We start from the raw sequence: 13,147 nt of genomic DNA on the forward strand, positions 1-13,147 counted from the left end.
TTTTGGCTTCAGCCATATCTGCGATCGGCAAGACGGCGGCTTCGGTGACGCGAAGAGGGGGCGTCAGCTCGAGCCCAGGAAGAGCTGCCGATCCTTCTCGAACATTTTTTGAGCCAGCGCGAAATCGTCTGGCCGGCCGATATCGAGCCAAACGCAATCGTCCTGGAAGCAGCGGATGTCTTTTCCCGCCATTTGCATTCGCAGTAAAAGCTGCGGCATATCGAGATGCTCGTTCGCCTGCAGATGCGGCCTGACAGCATTCGCGTTGAGAATGTAAATGCCCATGCTGATCAGATAGCTGTCCTGTGGCTTTTCGTAATAGGCGATCATTCGGCGCTCGCCGTCGACCTCGACAAGGCCGAATTCGTGCTTGACGTTGCGTTGGAAGACGCCGACGGAAGCATCCGCCCCTGTCTCCCGATGCTGCCGCACCATGCCGTCGAGGTCGAGCGTCGTCAGGAGATCGCCATTCGTAACGAAGAAATCGCCGTCGAGTTCATCAACTATGGCGCCGAGCGCGCCAGCGGTGCCGAGCGGATAGTCTTCGCCTTTGTAGCGAATATTGACGCCGAGAGACGCGCCGTCTCCGAAATAGGCCTCGATCAGATGACGCAGGTGACCGACGGCCAGAACGATGTCGGCGACGCCGGCAAACTTCAGCCGCCTCAGCAGCAGCTCGAGGATCGGCATATCACCCAAGGGGATGAGGGGTTTGGGAAAATGCGCCGAATATGGATAGAGGCGCGTTCCCTTCCCTCCCGCCATCACGACGGCCTGTTGGATAGGTCGGGGGGCGTGGGCTTTGGCGTCTGATCGCGGAGAAAACGCGCGCTCGAGCGCCTCCGGCTGAGGGGGCTCGAAGCCAATGACGTCGGGATGAGAATGACGATCCATTGCGAACTCCCTATCGAGCCAACGTGGGCGTGACACTCTTCCTCTCTCCGGTTGAGTTTCCTTTCCAGCTCGCGCACAACGCTCCTTTCTAAGGGTGGGAAGGAGAGGCCGGCAATTTGGCGATTCGGCTTAAGCGATTGCCACGACGCGTCGGGGCGGGCTCCGACGCCACTTTGCACCCAAAAAAACACCAAACGTGGCTGAAACACACGCTGGATCGGAGCGTTAGGACCCATCTTCCACATTGGAGACCGTGGTCATGACCATGCCAAGAATCAATCGACACGCGGCCGGCTTTACGGCGCTGCTCGCGCTAATCGCCGGACTCGGCCTGATTGGAGGGACAAGGTTCGCCCGCATGTCGGAGAGCCTGGACGAAGGGGCCGATGCGTCAAGCTTGCTGTCTGCTGTTCAGCGCGCGCCTCAGGAAACTTATGGGTTCGCGGCGCCCATACAGCCGGCTGCGCCCGCAAAGCCAGACGCGACAAATTGGGCCGCCGATGAGTGGCGTGCAGCCGTCAGTGCGGTCGAGAAGCTTCGCTCCACCAGAAACGGGCAGGGAATGACGCCCGCGTCCGCCTCGAAAATCGTGTGGCAGCCGCCGGAAGAAATCTCTGGCAAGAGCCGCAATGAGCAGGAGAGCCAACCGCGCAAGTGAGCCGACGCAAGGCTCCAAGTTGAGACGCGGCACGAAGGGCGCTGGATCGATCCGGCGCCCGCTTCCGTTTTCAGGGCACCGGGAAATTTCGGTGGCGGGTGAGCGCGCCGTGGTAGGCCTGGAGGTCCCCTAACCTATTGTCCGGCTCGGTCCATCGGCATTTGCAAAAAGGTAATAAAACGTTGGTTTTTGCTTTATCATCTCTTTCTTAGTCCGCTCATATCCGCTACTGTCCGCGTCAGATTGTAAGACTAATTGTAAGACCAGGGCGCGCATGGCAGCGGGGAAGTTGACGGCAAAAGCCGTCGAGAAAGCGAATCCGGGCAGACACGGCGACGGGGCGGGGCTTTATCTCGTCGTGAGCGCTACAGGCTCCCGCAAATGGGTCTATCGCTTCTCTTGGGGCGGCAAAGTCACAGAAATGGGACTTGGATCTGCCGACGTCGTGGGACTGGCCGAGGCCCGCAATCACAGGGATGAGCAGCGGAAGGTTCTGGCTTCGGGGCGTAACCCTATCGAAGCCCGCCGGGCGGGTAGCCGAACCGTCCCGACGTTCGGCGCGCTGGCAGATGAGTTCTTCGAAACCAAAAAGCCTGAATGGCGACACCAGCGGCATGTTTATCAATGGGAATGGGCGCTAAAGGTTGGCTGCGCTCCTCTCCGGGGTAAGCCGGTGGACGCCATCGAAGTTACCGAAGTTCTAAGTGTTCTCAAACCGCTGTGGCTTAAGACCCCAAGCACGGCATCGCGCCTGCGCCAGCGTATTGAGGCTATCTTAAACGCGGCCAAGGCGCGCGGCTTCCGTTCTGGGGAGAACCCGGCAGCGTGGCGCGGTCATTTAGAACATCTGCTTCCAAAGCGAAAAAAGCTCTCTCAAGGTCACTATCCAGCAATGCCATACGAGCAGGTGCCATATTTCATGGCTCGACTGCGCGCGGAGGAGGCGCTTTCCGCGAAGGCGCTTGAGTTCACCATTTTAACAGCTTGCCGTTCGAATGAGGTCTTCGGAGCGCGCTGGAAAGAAATCGACAAGACGTCAAAGGTTTGGGTGATTCCGAAAGAGCGCATGAAGGGCGGTATTGAGCATCGGGTCCCGCTCAGCGCTCGGGCTATGGAAATTCTCAAAGATCTTGCTGCCGCCCGCACGGGCGAGTTCGTGTCCCCCAGCCCGCGGGGTGATAAGCCTCTTTCGCATGTCGCAATGCAAAGGGTTTTAGGAAGAATGGATGTAACGGGCGTTACCGTGCATGGCTTTCGCTCCTCTTTCCGTGATTGGTGCGGCCATGAAACCAATTTCTCTCGCGAGATTGCCGAGCAGGCTCTGGCCCATCGCCTGGGAGACGAGGCCGAATTGTCCTACAAGCGCGGCGACTTTCTGGAAAAGAGGCGCGGCTTGATGGAAGCGTGGTCAGGATATTGCCAGCCCATTGGTGCCGATAACGTTCTGAAATTTACGAAATCGGGCGGCGCTCCCGCCTGAAAGCGGCTGGGCAAGGCTGTAAGGGAGCCAAGCCCAGCCTAACCACCGCGAGAAAGGATCTTCTTCGCCATGGCTGAAAGCACTGTTACCACAACAAGCCTGTCCGACATCATCAAGGAACTGCAAGAGCATGGGGTCGGCAGCACAACCATCAACAACTTGGTAGCCTACATGGCCAGGGGTCGTTGGGAAGCGACGAAGCAGGCAAGTGCTGACGGCGAGTGGCCCACTACAAAGACAGGATTTGCGGACGAACTGGGCAAGCACAAAGATCGGCTCTGCGGCCTGAGCGCGGCCATTGTTGGGATGCGGCAAGCTATCGGTAGAGAGGACATCCGTATCGACGGAGTCCAGCGGATCGCCCTTGACGCCGAACTGAGCGCGATGAAGTTGCAGCACATTTACAGCGCGGTTTTTGATAGGGCTACTGGGTAACATCTGCTGATCTATAGAGACGCCTCGGAATAGGACGGCCATCCGACAAGCCGGGACGCATCGCCCGGTTTCCCGAGGTTCCTCCGATGCTCGCGGGTGCGCGCGATGAATGACGAAAAACGGGATATTGGCTTGTTCGGTCTTGGCGGCCCTATAACCACCGGCAAGCCGCTTACTGGAAAGCTTAACGGATCTGAGAGCCGACGCTCGAAGGAGTTTAGAGAGGCGCTAGCGGAAGCCTTACTAACCTACCGCCGCCGCCGGGGCGCTCCGCTAAGGCTTTGGCGGCAACACTGGGAGCCGGTAGTTCGGCAAGTGTTTGAATGGCGGCCAGACGCGAAGACTGAGGAAATCGCGTAACTGATTTTCGAGGACGATCCGGCGCAGGGCTGGCAAGGTTTGATGCGTGAGAGTGTCACTTTCCCCACGGTGCGGAATTTTGTTTCTGCTATTCGGAATGGGCGTCCTGTGACCAGGCGACGAATTGTTGTGAAGTCTCCCTGAATTGTTATGAAGGACTAAATCGGACTTCGGCGCTTACCTTCGGGTGCATAGCTTTAATGCAACCCGGTGGTGTCCATGACGCAACACAACAAGCCGCAAGAATTTGAGCCGCTCGCCTATCCCTTCCGCCCTTGGTGCCGGATGGTAGGGATCAGCCCTTCCAATGCCTATGAGAAGATCAGGCAGGGCAAGATCAAAGTCCTGAAGCTCGGCAAGCGCACGCTTGTCCCGCGCGCCGAAAGCGAGCGCATCCTTCGGGAGGGATTTTGAATGACCCTTCCTGAAAGCCAAAACCCGGCCCGCGTTGTCACGCGGAACCGGGAAAGCAATATCAACAGAACGCTTCGGATTGTATCCGAAAATCCGAATCCTCGCCGGCGTTGGCGCGCTCGTCCTCCCATTCGCCGTATCAAGATTTCCGCCGAATTGTGCGCGGACCTCGTTGCTATGGGGGGAGCCGCGCCATGACTGAGAGAAACCGCGACACTGAGCTTTTGGCTTTAGATTTCATCGGTGAGTGTGGCGAGTTTCTCGCATCGTTCGGTGCGGCGATCTGCGCGGCTGCGGCGGCTGAGAACCGCGAAGTGCTTGAACTGGCCCTGCGCCATGCGCGCTCGACACTCCTTGAAGCCATCGCAGAATTTAAGGCGCTTGGCCAGCAGGGAGGCGGAAAATGACCGACTACCAGATGCCTATAACCTCAGATCGGCTGCGCATGCTCGCTTACGTCTATCGCCGAGAGGCTCGTGGACTGCCGCTTCTTGGTAACGAGGATTTGTTGCGTCCCGTCATTGAGGAGATGGAGGCGAAGAGTGCCGCGCTCCTCATTGTCGCGGACATTCTACTGGCGTTAGAAACTGTAGAGGTGTCGTTTTGAGCTTCCTCCACGACATGTCTGCGGACGAGTGGAATGACTATTTCGCTCAAGAGGCGCGCCGTTACCGGGAACGCAAAGCGGCGGGAACTTCCGCGCCCCCTGACTGGCCTGAATCAAGGCCAATCACCTCTCGCCTACCGGCGGTTAAAGTCTTCGAACCGGAACTGCTGCCAACTTCGCTGGGGAATCACATTTTCGACATATCGGACCGGCAACAGTCTCCAGCGGATTTTGCCGCAGTGGCCTGTCTTTGCGGACTCGCCGCAATCGTTGGGAATGACGTTCGCATTAAGCCCAAATCGTCTGATGATTGGGAAGTCGTTGCGAACCTTTGGGGCGCGAACATCGGTCGGCCTAGCGCCATGAAAAGCCCAGCCATGCGTGCAGCCCTCGCGCCGGTTTATGCGATTCAAGAGGTCGCTCGCGATAACTGGGACGCGGCGAGGAAGGAGGCGGAAATCGATGCCGCACTTAATGAACTGGGTGCAAAGGATGCGGCCAAGGAGGCGGCTAAGGCTATCAAAACTGGTGACCGGGACCGTGCGCGCCAAATCCTTGCCGCCCACATTCACGGTGATGGCGCAGATCAACCTTGCCCACGTTGGGTCGTCAATGACGCGAGTGTCGAAAAGTTGGGTGAACTGCTTAACCAAAACCGTCATGGACTCTTGCTTATCCGGGACGAGTTGGCGGGCTTCCTGAGCAAACTCCAGGGGGAAGACAATCAATCCGAACGGGCGTTCTACCTCGAAGCTTTCAACGGCGATGGCGCTTTTACCTATGATCGGATCGGACGCGGCACGGTCCATATCGAGCGCGCGACGGTTTCTATAATTGGGGGCATCCAACCCTCACGGATCGCTCCTCTTGTTCGCGGTACAATGACGGGGGCCGCAGATGACGGGCTTCTGCAGCGCTTTCAGCTAGCTGTCTGGCCGGATGATCCAAGGGACTGGGCATGGGTTGATCGCGCACCGAATGCCAGCGCCCGTCTAGCGTATGAGGCAGTATTTGAGGAAATTAAGGTGTTTGCCCCGAATCTCGACGCGCCGCATGTGATCGGTTTCGAGTCCCATGCGCAAGAAATGTTCCGCGCGTGGATGATCGAACTTCAAGACGAGGCTCGGTCAGGCAAGCTTCCTGCTTAAAAAGCCATGCGATGCGCGTCTATGGCGCCGGGGCTGTTGCTGCCGAAAGCGGCGCGCGGCTAATTGCTAAGCGGCGTGACATGCCTCCAGCTAAGTTTACGGCGAGAGACATACAAAGGCGAGCTTGGGCGGGCCTTGCTGATCGAGACTCGGTTGGAGACGCTCTCGATCTGTTGGAGCAAACGGGCCATGTGCGTGGAGAGCTTCAGCCGACCCGAGAAGAAGGCGGCAGGCCGTCCGTCGTCTACGAGTGGAATCCGAAACTGTGCAACGGAGGCTGATATGGGGCGCTGGCTGACGGCAGCTCGCGAAGCCGAGAAATTGTCGAAACCGGTTCAAGGAGGAACTGACAAAACTGACAAAACCGGTCGCGGTATGGTTTTGTCGGTTTCGTCAGTGCGCCAAGAGGGCAGTTCCGAGGAATTTTTCCCAATACATCGGTGTGGGTGTGGTGCCGTGGGCATCGTTGGCGTTGGCTGGTTCCTACGAAAGCCGATTGGAGCGCGCTGGTATTGTGCGCCATGCTTCAAGCGGCTTCCCCCGGATGGGAGGGCCTGATGGTGGTGGATGAGACGCGAAACAACGTGGCGAGAACGCGAGGACGACCGTTCGAACAAGGTAACCCTGGACGGCCTAGGGGAGCTAGGAACCGGGCGACTTTGGCGGCAGAGGCGCTTCTCGACGGGGAGGCGGAGGCGTTAACCCGTAGAGCAATTGAACTCGCGCTAGCAGGCGACGGACCTGCGTTGCGGCTGTGTCTCGAAAGGCTCGTTCCGGCACGGCGGGATAGGCCGGTGTATTTAGCACTCCCGGCTATCGAGACTGCGAGCGGCGTCTCACGGGCGATGGCGGCAATCCTCGCGGCTGTTGCGGCTGGCGACGTTACGCCGAGTGAGGCCGAGGCCGTCAGCAAGCTGGTTGAAACGCATCTGAGGGCGCTAGAGGCGACTGAGTTCGAAAGACGGCTTAAGGCGCTGGAAGGAGAAGGCAACAATGAACCGGATACTATCCACGCGGCTTCAAAAGCTCGAAAATGACGCCGCAGGGGGCAGGCCCGCCTTGCTGATCTACGGGGATAGAAATGCGCTCGAACGCGAGACGCAGGCGTTGGCAGAGGGACGGCAGGTGATATGGGTCCGCACAGGTGTCCCGCGTGCTGGCGAGAAAGGGGGCGGGAATGAATAAGACGAGGCTGGAAAGCGTTCTCACTGTTTGAGCGGTTGGCCCAGCATAGAAAAGGCCCACCGCGCACCTTTATATTGACGTAGGGGTTGAGATGGGACGCAGCTAATAATGCTTGAATTCCACTAACTCCTCGACATACCCAGGGTGCAGCCAATCTGGGTGACGAGTGTAACCTGATACACTCGAAGACATCGCCATATCCCTAATTCGATAGCCATTACTCTCATGGTTGATGCTCAGGAATTTTGAGCAAGATCGGCTAATCATGTCCCAGTATTTCTTTGCTACTGGGCTCCCAACCTCGGTTAGCGAGTCCATGTTGACGATCAGGTCATAGTAACCAGTCCCGGCATAAAATGTTTCTGGGTCTATGATCCTAATTTTACTTTCATCTGCATTTTCTCCCAAAAGCTGAACCTTTTCGGAGCCAAGCGTGCGCATCAAATAGTAAGATTGGACCACCCCTGCTGGAAACGGCAAATCTACGCATGTGTAGTCTTCAATGCCCAATCGATGGGCGTAATAAACTGATCTTCCAACGCCTGGGCCAATTTCAAGCACGCGTGGATTTTCGATTCCTCTGCATAATTGACTGACTCTAAATGCCAAGTAGATGGCGCTAATGGATCGAAAGCAGCAAACACCTCGGTCGGTTTTCAGTCCGTACTCCCCCGGAAACGGGTTAGGAAAATCGATTGTTACGCCGACTGCGCTGTCTATGTGCGTTAGGATATCGTTCGTCCTTGTTGCCGAAAATCGGCACCAGTCTGGTGCGCTTGGAATGTCAAGCCACATCCCTCCAAGGCCCTCGGCAAGCCGCAAAAGATTGTCCTGACAAAGGTAGATATACTTCTGAAGTATATCAGGCTGCGCAAAGCCGACCGTTCCAGCTGAGCATAGATTATCCATTCCATAAGTGAGCATGTTATCTTTTAGATTGCGTAATATAGAGGCGACAGAGCTGGCCCCGGTCGCTTGGACGGCTCCCCGCGGATTTTGAGTGGATCTCTGCCGGGGTTTGCTGAACGCGGGGTTCTTCGATTTATCGCGGCGCCGGGAGGGCCGTAGGCCCGACCAGAGGTGCGATAAATCGAAAGGCGATATCATGCGGCATCGCCGTCTCCTTGATGCCAAAGTAGGCCTCGTCTGGCGTGCGCCCGTCAAGCGACGAATGCGGGCGCCGCTCGTTGTAAAAGGCCAAATACCGCCCGATCGACGCGCGCGCCTCGGACACGCTGTCGTAGGCGCGCAGATAGACCTCCTCATATTTCACGCTGCGCCACAGCCGCTCGACAAAGACATTGTCGCGCCAGGCGCCCTTGCCGTCCATGCTGATGGCGACGTTCGCATCGAGCAGCACGCTCGTGAAGTCGAGGCTGGTGAACTGGCTCCCCTGATCCGTGTTGAAAATCTCAGGCTTGCCATGTTTCGCCAGCGCCTCTTCGAGCACTTCGACGCAGAACGCCGCCTCCATCGTGATCGACACGCGATGCGACAGAACGCGGCGGCTGGCCACGTCGACGACCGCCGCGAGATAGACAAAGCCACGCCGCATGGGGATGTAGCTGATGTCCATCGCCCAGACATGATCCGGCCTCTCGATCGTCACGCCGCGCAGGAGATACGGGTAGACCTTGTGGCCCGGCGCCGGCTTGCTCGTATTTGGCCGCCGGTAGATCGCCTCGATCCCCATTCGCTTCATCAGCGTCGCCACGTGCCGGCGACCGATGACGGCGCCCTCGCGCCGCAAGAGATCGCGAAGCATCCGCGCCCCGGCGAAGGGATAATCGAGATGCAGTTCGTCGAGACGCCGCATCAGCTTGAGGTCCTCGGTCGAGACCGGCCGAGGCTTGTAATAGACCGTGCTGCGGGCGAGGCCGAGCATCTTTGCTTGCCCTTTGATCGGGAAGGCGTGGCTGCGATCGATCATCGCTTTGCGCTCAGCAGGCCGGCTTTGCTGAGCGCGCCCTCTAAAAAATCATTGGCCAGGGTCAGCTCGCCGATCTTGGCGTGAAGCGACTTCAAATCCACGGCTGCCTCTTTCGGCTCCGCCTTCTCCTGCCCGAACACGCCCGCCGCACCTTCGAGCAACTGGCTCTTCCACGTCGTGATCTGGTTCGGATGCACGTCGAACTGCTGCGCCAGTTCGGCCAGAGTCTTCTCCCCCTTGATCGCGGCCAAAGCTACTTTCGCCTTGAACGCCGGAGAATGCGTCCGGCGGCTCCTCTTCGTCATCGAATCCTCCTGATTCGCGGCGAGAATCCTCGCCGCTGTCAGGCAGAAAATCCACTCAAGCTACCGTCCGAATTTGCGAGGCCAGCTCTGACGTCTTCTATTGATCCGCTCTTGAGTGCAGATAGCTCTTGGCTGTTATGTTTGGTTTGAAGCTGCTCCCACATTGACGTGGCTTTGTTCTGCTCTTTTTCGTGATAGCGGCGAAAACACCCAACAATACGTGAGACAACCTCCAAATCGTCCCCTTCAGGAATAGGTGATACAGCCGCTTCAGCATCCAATGAGAGATGAGGACGATGCCGTGACCTGATTTCACGCTCGATTTCGTGCAAGTTATTCATACCAATTTCCCTTAAAATTGAAATTCGACACCGTTTCGGAAGGCGGCAAACCTAGAACTGACGATACATAATACTAATCGAATCCTCTCGAAAGTTAGATTCAATCGGATTTGTTTCTGCCTTCTAACCGGCCAAGTTACACATGTCAAAGGCAGGTGTTGGCCCCTGGCGAGGTCCGCTATGAGTCCGCCGGCTTGCCAGTTTCAACAACTATATGATTTTAATGGTGATCGTGCCGAGGCTCGAGCCCGGGACCCCCTGATTAAAAGTTTGACGGCCTATCTGTTCTGCAAGTGGCGACGCACGAACCTAGCCCGCGCAGACGGTTCTCTAGTTCCCGATGATTGGTGCTTGGTTGACGCAAAGCTTGGCGCGATTGCGCAAATCTAGAGAATGCGGGCGGCCCACAGGACGGGCGCTGGTTCTGGGCGGTGCAGATTGACGCCCAGGGGCGTCCTTACAATTCCGGCTAGGGAACATGCGTAAGCGCAGTAGTCGCCAAGGCGACTGTTGAGCGGATTATTGAGGGCCTCGGTCGAATAGATAATGAACAGTGATGCTGGCGCATTGAAGGACCAATTGTAAGACTTACGATGTTTCTCTTTTCAAAAGCATATGATTTTATTGATTAAAATGTTATTTATTGGTAGGCCGGGAGGGACTCGAACCCCCAACCAGACCGTTATGAGCGGTCGGCTCTAACCATTGAGCTACCGGCCCCTGTCGTCCCGGGGACGTTACGTCCTATACAGCAATCCGCCGGGCGGGCAATATCGTCGCGCGAAATGGGGCGGGGATGACGGAAGCCGAGAAACGACGGGCCATCGTGGAGGGGGCGCTGGAGCTGGAGCGCCTCGGGCTCAACCACGGCTCCGCCGGCAATCTGTCGCTGCGCGACGGCGCGGCGGCGCTCGTGACGCCGAGCGGCGTGCCGGCGCGGGAGCTCGCGCCCGAGGCGATCGCTCGCATGACGCTCGCCGACGAAAGCGGCGCCTATGAGGGGCCGCTGCCGCCGTCGAGCGAGTGGCGTTTTCATCTCGATATTTATCGCGCCCGGCCGGACGTCGGCGCCGTCGTCCATATGCACTCCACCTACGCCACGACGCTTGCGACGCTGCGGCGGGAGATTCCCGCCGTCCATTACATGATCGCGGCCTTTGGCGGGCCGACCGTGCCCTGCGTCGGCTACGCCGCCTATGGCACGGCGGAGCTTTCGCGGCTCGTCGTCGAGGGGCTGAGAAATCGCGACGGCGTGCTGCTGGCGAACCATGGCGCGATCGTCACGGGGCCGGACATGCGCAAGGCGCTGTGGCGGGCGGTGGAGCTGGAGGCGCTGGCGCGGGTCTATTATCTCGGCGCGCTGGCGGGCGCGCCGGTCATCTTGCCGGATGACGAGATTTGGCGGACCGTGGAGCGGTTCAAGACTTACGGGCCGCGCGAGAACTAGGCAGCGTGTCAGACCTCGACCTGGCTGCCGAGCTCGACCACCCGGCCCGGCGGAATCTGGAAGAATTCCGTCGCCGGCAGCGCGTTGCGATGCATGATCTGGAAGATCCGTAGCTTGAATTTGCGCCATCGTGACAGGCCGACGGCGACGACCGAAATCCGGCCGACGAAAAAGGACGTCTCCATCATATTGAAGATGAAGGGCAGCGACAGCGACTCCAGAAGCAGCGCGCGGGGGATGTTGGGCTGTTCCATGAAGCCGTAGCGAATGTTCACGGCATGGAAGCCGCCCTCCAGCGGCGCCGATTGGACGCGCTCGACAGGGTCGAGGCGCGGCAGATGCTCGGTCTCGACGTGCAGCAGCACGATGCGCTCGTGCAGCACCTTGTTGTGCTTGAGATTGTGCAGGAGTGGGACGGGAACGACGTCGGTGCGGCTGGAGAGATAGACCGCCGTGCCTTTCACGCGCGTCTTATCGGCCATGCTCGCCACGAATTGCCCGATCGGCAGCGTATCGCGCTCCAGCGCGGCGACCATGGCCGCATAGCCTTGCGCCCAGCAATGCATCACGAAGAAGATGACGGAGGCGGTGACGAGCGGAATCCATCCCCCCTCGAAGAACTTCACCAGATTGGACGCGACGAAGGCCCCGTCGACGACGACGAACAATCCCGCAAGCGACAGGCTGAGGCCGAGGCTCCAGCGCCAGACCTCGCGCATGGCGATGAACATCAGCGCGCTGGTGAGCATCATCGTGAGCGAGACGGCGATGCCGAATGCGGCGGCAAGGCGCTCCGAGGATTGGAAGGAGATGGTGAGCGCGAGAGTCAGCGCCATCAGGCTCCAATTGACGAAGCCGACGTAAATCTGGCCGTAGCTTTCTTCCGATGTCTGCAGAATATGGAGGCGGGGCAGCAGGCCAAGCTGGATCGCCTGCCTTGTCATCGAATAGGCGCCGGTGATGATCGACTGGCTGGCGATCACGGTGGCCACGGTCGCCAATGCGACCAGGGGGAGCTGCAGAGCCTCGGGGCAAAGGTCGAAGAAGGGATTGGCGCCGGCTGCGGTCGGGCCCTCGACCAGCAGGGCCGTCTGGCCGGCGTAGTTGAGCAGCAGGGCCGGCAGAACGAGGCTATACCAGGCGAGGCGGATCGGGCGCGGGCCGAAATGGCCCATATCGGCGTAGAGCGCCTCGGCCCCGGTCGCGCAGAGGAAGACCGCGCCCAAAAGCAGGAAGCCCGCCGTTCCGTGCTCGAAGAGATAGCTGAGGCCGACGAGCGGATTCAGCGCGCGCAGCACTGCGGGGTGAAGGGCGACGCCTTTCAGGCCGAGCAGGGCAATGACGACGAACCATATGGTCATCACCGGCCCAAAGAGCTTGGAAATGCGCGCCGTGCCCTGCGACTGGAGGGCGAAGAGCGCGACGAGAATCGCGACGGAAACAGGCGCGATATAGGGCGTTATCGACGGCATGGGCGTCTTGAGGCCTTCGAGCGCGCTCAGCACCGAAATTGCCGGAGTGATGGCGCCGTCGCCGAAGAGCAGCGCTGCGCCGAGCATGCCGAGCCCGATGACGAATGGGCGCCGTGTTCCCTTGACGCCGAGCAGCGACATGAGGGCGAGAATGCCGCCCTCGCCGTCGTTGTCGGCGCGCATGACGACCGCGACATATTTGAACGAGGTGATGATCAAAAGCGTCCAGGCGATCAGGGAGAAGATGCCCAGCGCTTCTTCCGGCGCGACGGCGCCGCCGGCCCAGTCGACGATGGTTTTGACCGTATAGAGTGGGCTCGTGCCGATATCGCCATAGACGACGCCGAGCGCCCCGAGCGCGAGCGCGCTCGCGCTCGAAATATGCGGCTGCGCCTGCGTCGTCTTGTTCATCAACTTTCCTTCGAAATGGATTGAACCCTGAACTTTAGTGGGGGGCGGTATAAGGATGAT

14 protein-coding genes and 1 tRNA gene are annotated in these 13,147 nt (G+C 59.0%); 9 read left to right on the plus strand and 6 right to left on the minus strand.

Features of this window, described 5'->3' with window-relative positions:
• Positions 1-63: 63 nt before the first annotated feature.
• Positions 64-894, minus strand: a complete 831-nt coding sequence (locus tag OGR47_RS05050) for a sugar phosphate nucleotidyltransferase (protein WP_246729785.1) — start codon at positions 892-894, stop codon at positions 64-66.
• A 259-nt stretch (positions 895-1,153) separates the two neighbouring features.
• Between OGR47_RS05050 and OGR47_RS05055 the strand changes: the two genes are divergently transcribed.
• From OGR47_RS05055 to OGR47_RS05090, 8 genes are all read left to right on the plus strand, one after another.
• Positions 1,154-1,552, plus strand: a complete 399-nt coding sequence (locus tag OGR47_RS05055) for a hypothetical protein (protein WP_165054611.1) — start codon at positions 1,154-1,156, stop codon at positions 1,550-1,552.
• 289 nt (positions 1,553-1,841) lie between these two features.
• The gene (locus OGR47_RS05060) at positions 1,842-3,032 is read left to right on the plus strand and encodes a tyrosine-type recombinase/integrase (protein ID WP_246729784.1); all 1,191 of its coding nucleotides are present in this window, start codon (positions 1,842-1,844) and stop codon (positions 3,030-3,032) included.
• A gap of 69 nt (positions 3,033-3,101) precedes the next feature.
• The gene (locus OGR47_RS05065; protein ID WP_165054605.1) at positions 3,102-3,467 is read left to right on the plus strand and encodes a hypothetical protein; all 366 of its coding nucleotides are present in this window, start codon (positions 3,102-3,104) and stop codon (positions 3,465-3,467) included.
• Between the two features lie 579 nt (positions 3,468-4,046).
• Entirely contained in the window at positions 4,047-4,241 is a 195-nt protein-coding gene (locus tag OGR47_RS05070) for a helix-turn-helix domain-containing protein (RefSeq protein ID WP_165054601.1), read from the plus strand.
• Between the two features lie 194 nt (positions 4,242-4,435).
• Positions 4,436-4,648 carry a hypothetical protein gene (locus OGR47_RS05075; RefSeq protein ID WP_165054598.1) on the plus strand — a complete coding sequence of 71 codons (213 nt, stop codon included), beginning with the start codon at positions 4,436-4,438 and terminating at the stop codon, positions 4,646-4,648.
• A complete protein-coding gene (locus OGR47_RS05080) occupies positions 4,645-4,848 on the plus strand; it encodes a hypothetical protein (protein WP_165054595.1) in 204 nt (67 codons plus the stop codon). The genes OGR47_RS05075 and OGR47_RS05080 overlap by 4 nt, the downstream gene beginning before the upstream one ends.
• A complete protein-coding gene (locus tag OGR47_RS05085; protein ID WP_246729783.1) occupies positions 4,845-5,996 on the plus strand; it encodes a DUF3987 domain-containing protein in 1,152 nt (383 codons plus the stop codon). The genes OGR47_RS05080 and OGR47_RS05085 overlap by 4 nt, the downstream gene beginning before the upstream one ends.
• A gap of 659 nt (positions 5,997-6,655) precedes the next feature.
• Positions 6,656-7,033 carry a hypothetical protein gene (locus OGR47_RS05090; RefSeq protein WP_306792342.1) on the plus strand — a complete coding sequence of 126 codons (378 nt, stop codon included), beginning with the start codon at positions 6,656-6,658 and terminating at the stop codon, positions 7,031-7,033.
• 250 nt (positions 7,034-7,283) lie between these two features.
• Here the strand turns inward: OGR47_RS05090 and OGR47_RS05095 are convergent, their stop codons facing one another.
• From OGR47_RS05095 to OGR47_RS05110, 4 genes are all read right to left on the minus strand, one after another.
• Positions 7,284-8,105: a putative sugar O-methyltransferase gene (locus OGR47_RS05095; protein ID WP_165054589.1), complete on the minus strand. Its 822-nt coding sequence runs from the start codon at positions 8,103-8,105 to the stop codon at positions 7,284-7,286.
• Positions 8,106-8,223: 118 nt separating this feature from the next.
• Positions 8,224-9,416 (minus strand): IS3 family transposase gene (locus tag OGR47_RS05100; RefSeq protein ID WP_371824415.1). Its coding sequence is split into 2 segments (ribosomal slippage): positions 8,224-9,161 and positions 9,161-9,416, totalling 1,194 coding nucleotides; the frame shifts between segments, so codons are not numbered across the junction.
• 38 nt (positions 9,417-9,454) lie between these two features.
• The gene (locus tag OGR47_RS05105; protein WP_165056136.1) at positions 9,455-9,757 is read right to left on the minus strand and encodes a hypothetical protein; all 303 of its coding nucleotides are present in this window, start codon (positions 9,755-9,757) and stop codon (positions 9,455-9,457) included.
• A 644-nt stretch (positions 9,758-10,401) separates the two neighbouring features.
• Positions 10,402-10,477, minus strand: a tRNA-Ile gene (locus OGR47_RS05110).
• A gap of 76 nt (positions 10,478-10,553) precedes the next feature.
• Between OGR47_RS05110 and OGR47_RS05115 the strand changes: the two genes are divergently transcribed.
• Positions 10,554-11,204 (plus strand): class II aldolase/adducin family protein, encoded by a 651-nt coding sequence (locus OGR47_RS05115; RefSeq protein ID WP_165056138.1) that lies wholly within the window; start codon positions 10,554-10,556, stop codon positions 11,202-11,204.
• An 8-nt stretch (positions 11,205-11,212) separates the two neighbouring features.
• Here OGR47_RS05115 and OGR47_RS05120 read toward each other — a convergent pair whose 3' ends face one another.
• Positions 11,213-13,087 carry a potassium transporter Kup gene (locus OGR47_RS05120; RefSeq protein ID WP_165056140.1) on the minus strand — a complete coding sequence of 625 codons (1,875 nt, stop codon included), beginning with the start codon at positions 13,085-13,087 and terminating at the stop codon, positions 11,213-11,215.
• Positions 13,088-13,147 lie beyond the last annotated feature (60 nt).

The sequence above is a fragment of the Methylocystis sp. MJC1 genome, from assembly GCF_026427715.1.
GTDB lineage: Bacteria > Pseudomonadota > Alphaproteobacteria > Rhizobiales > Beijerinckiaceae > Methylocystis.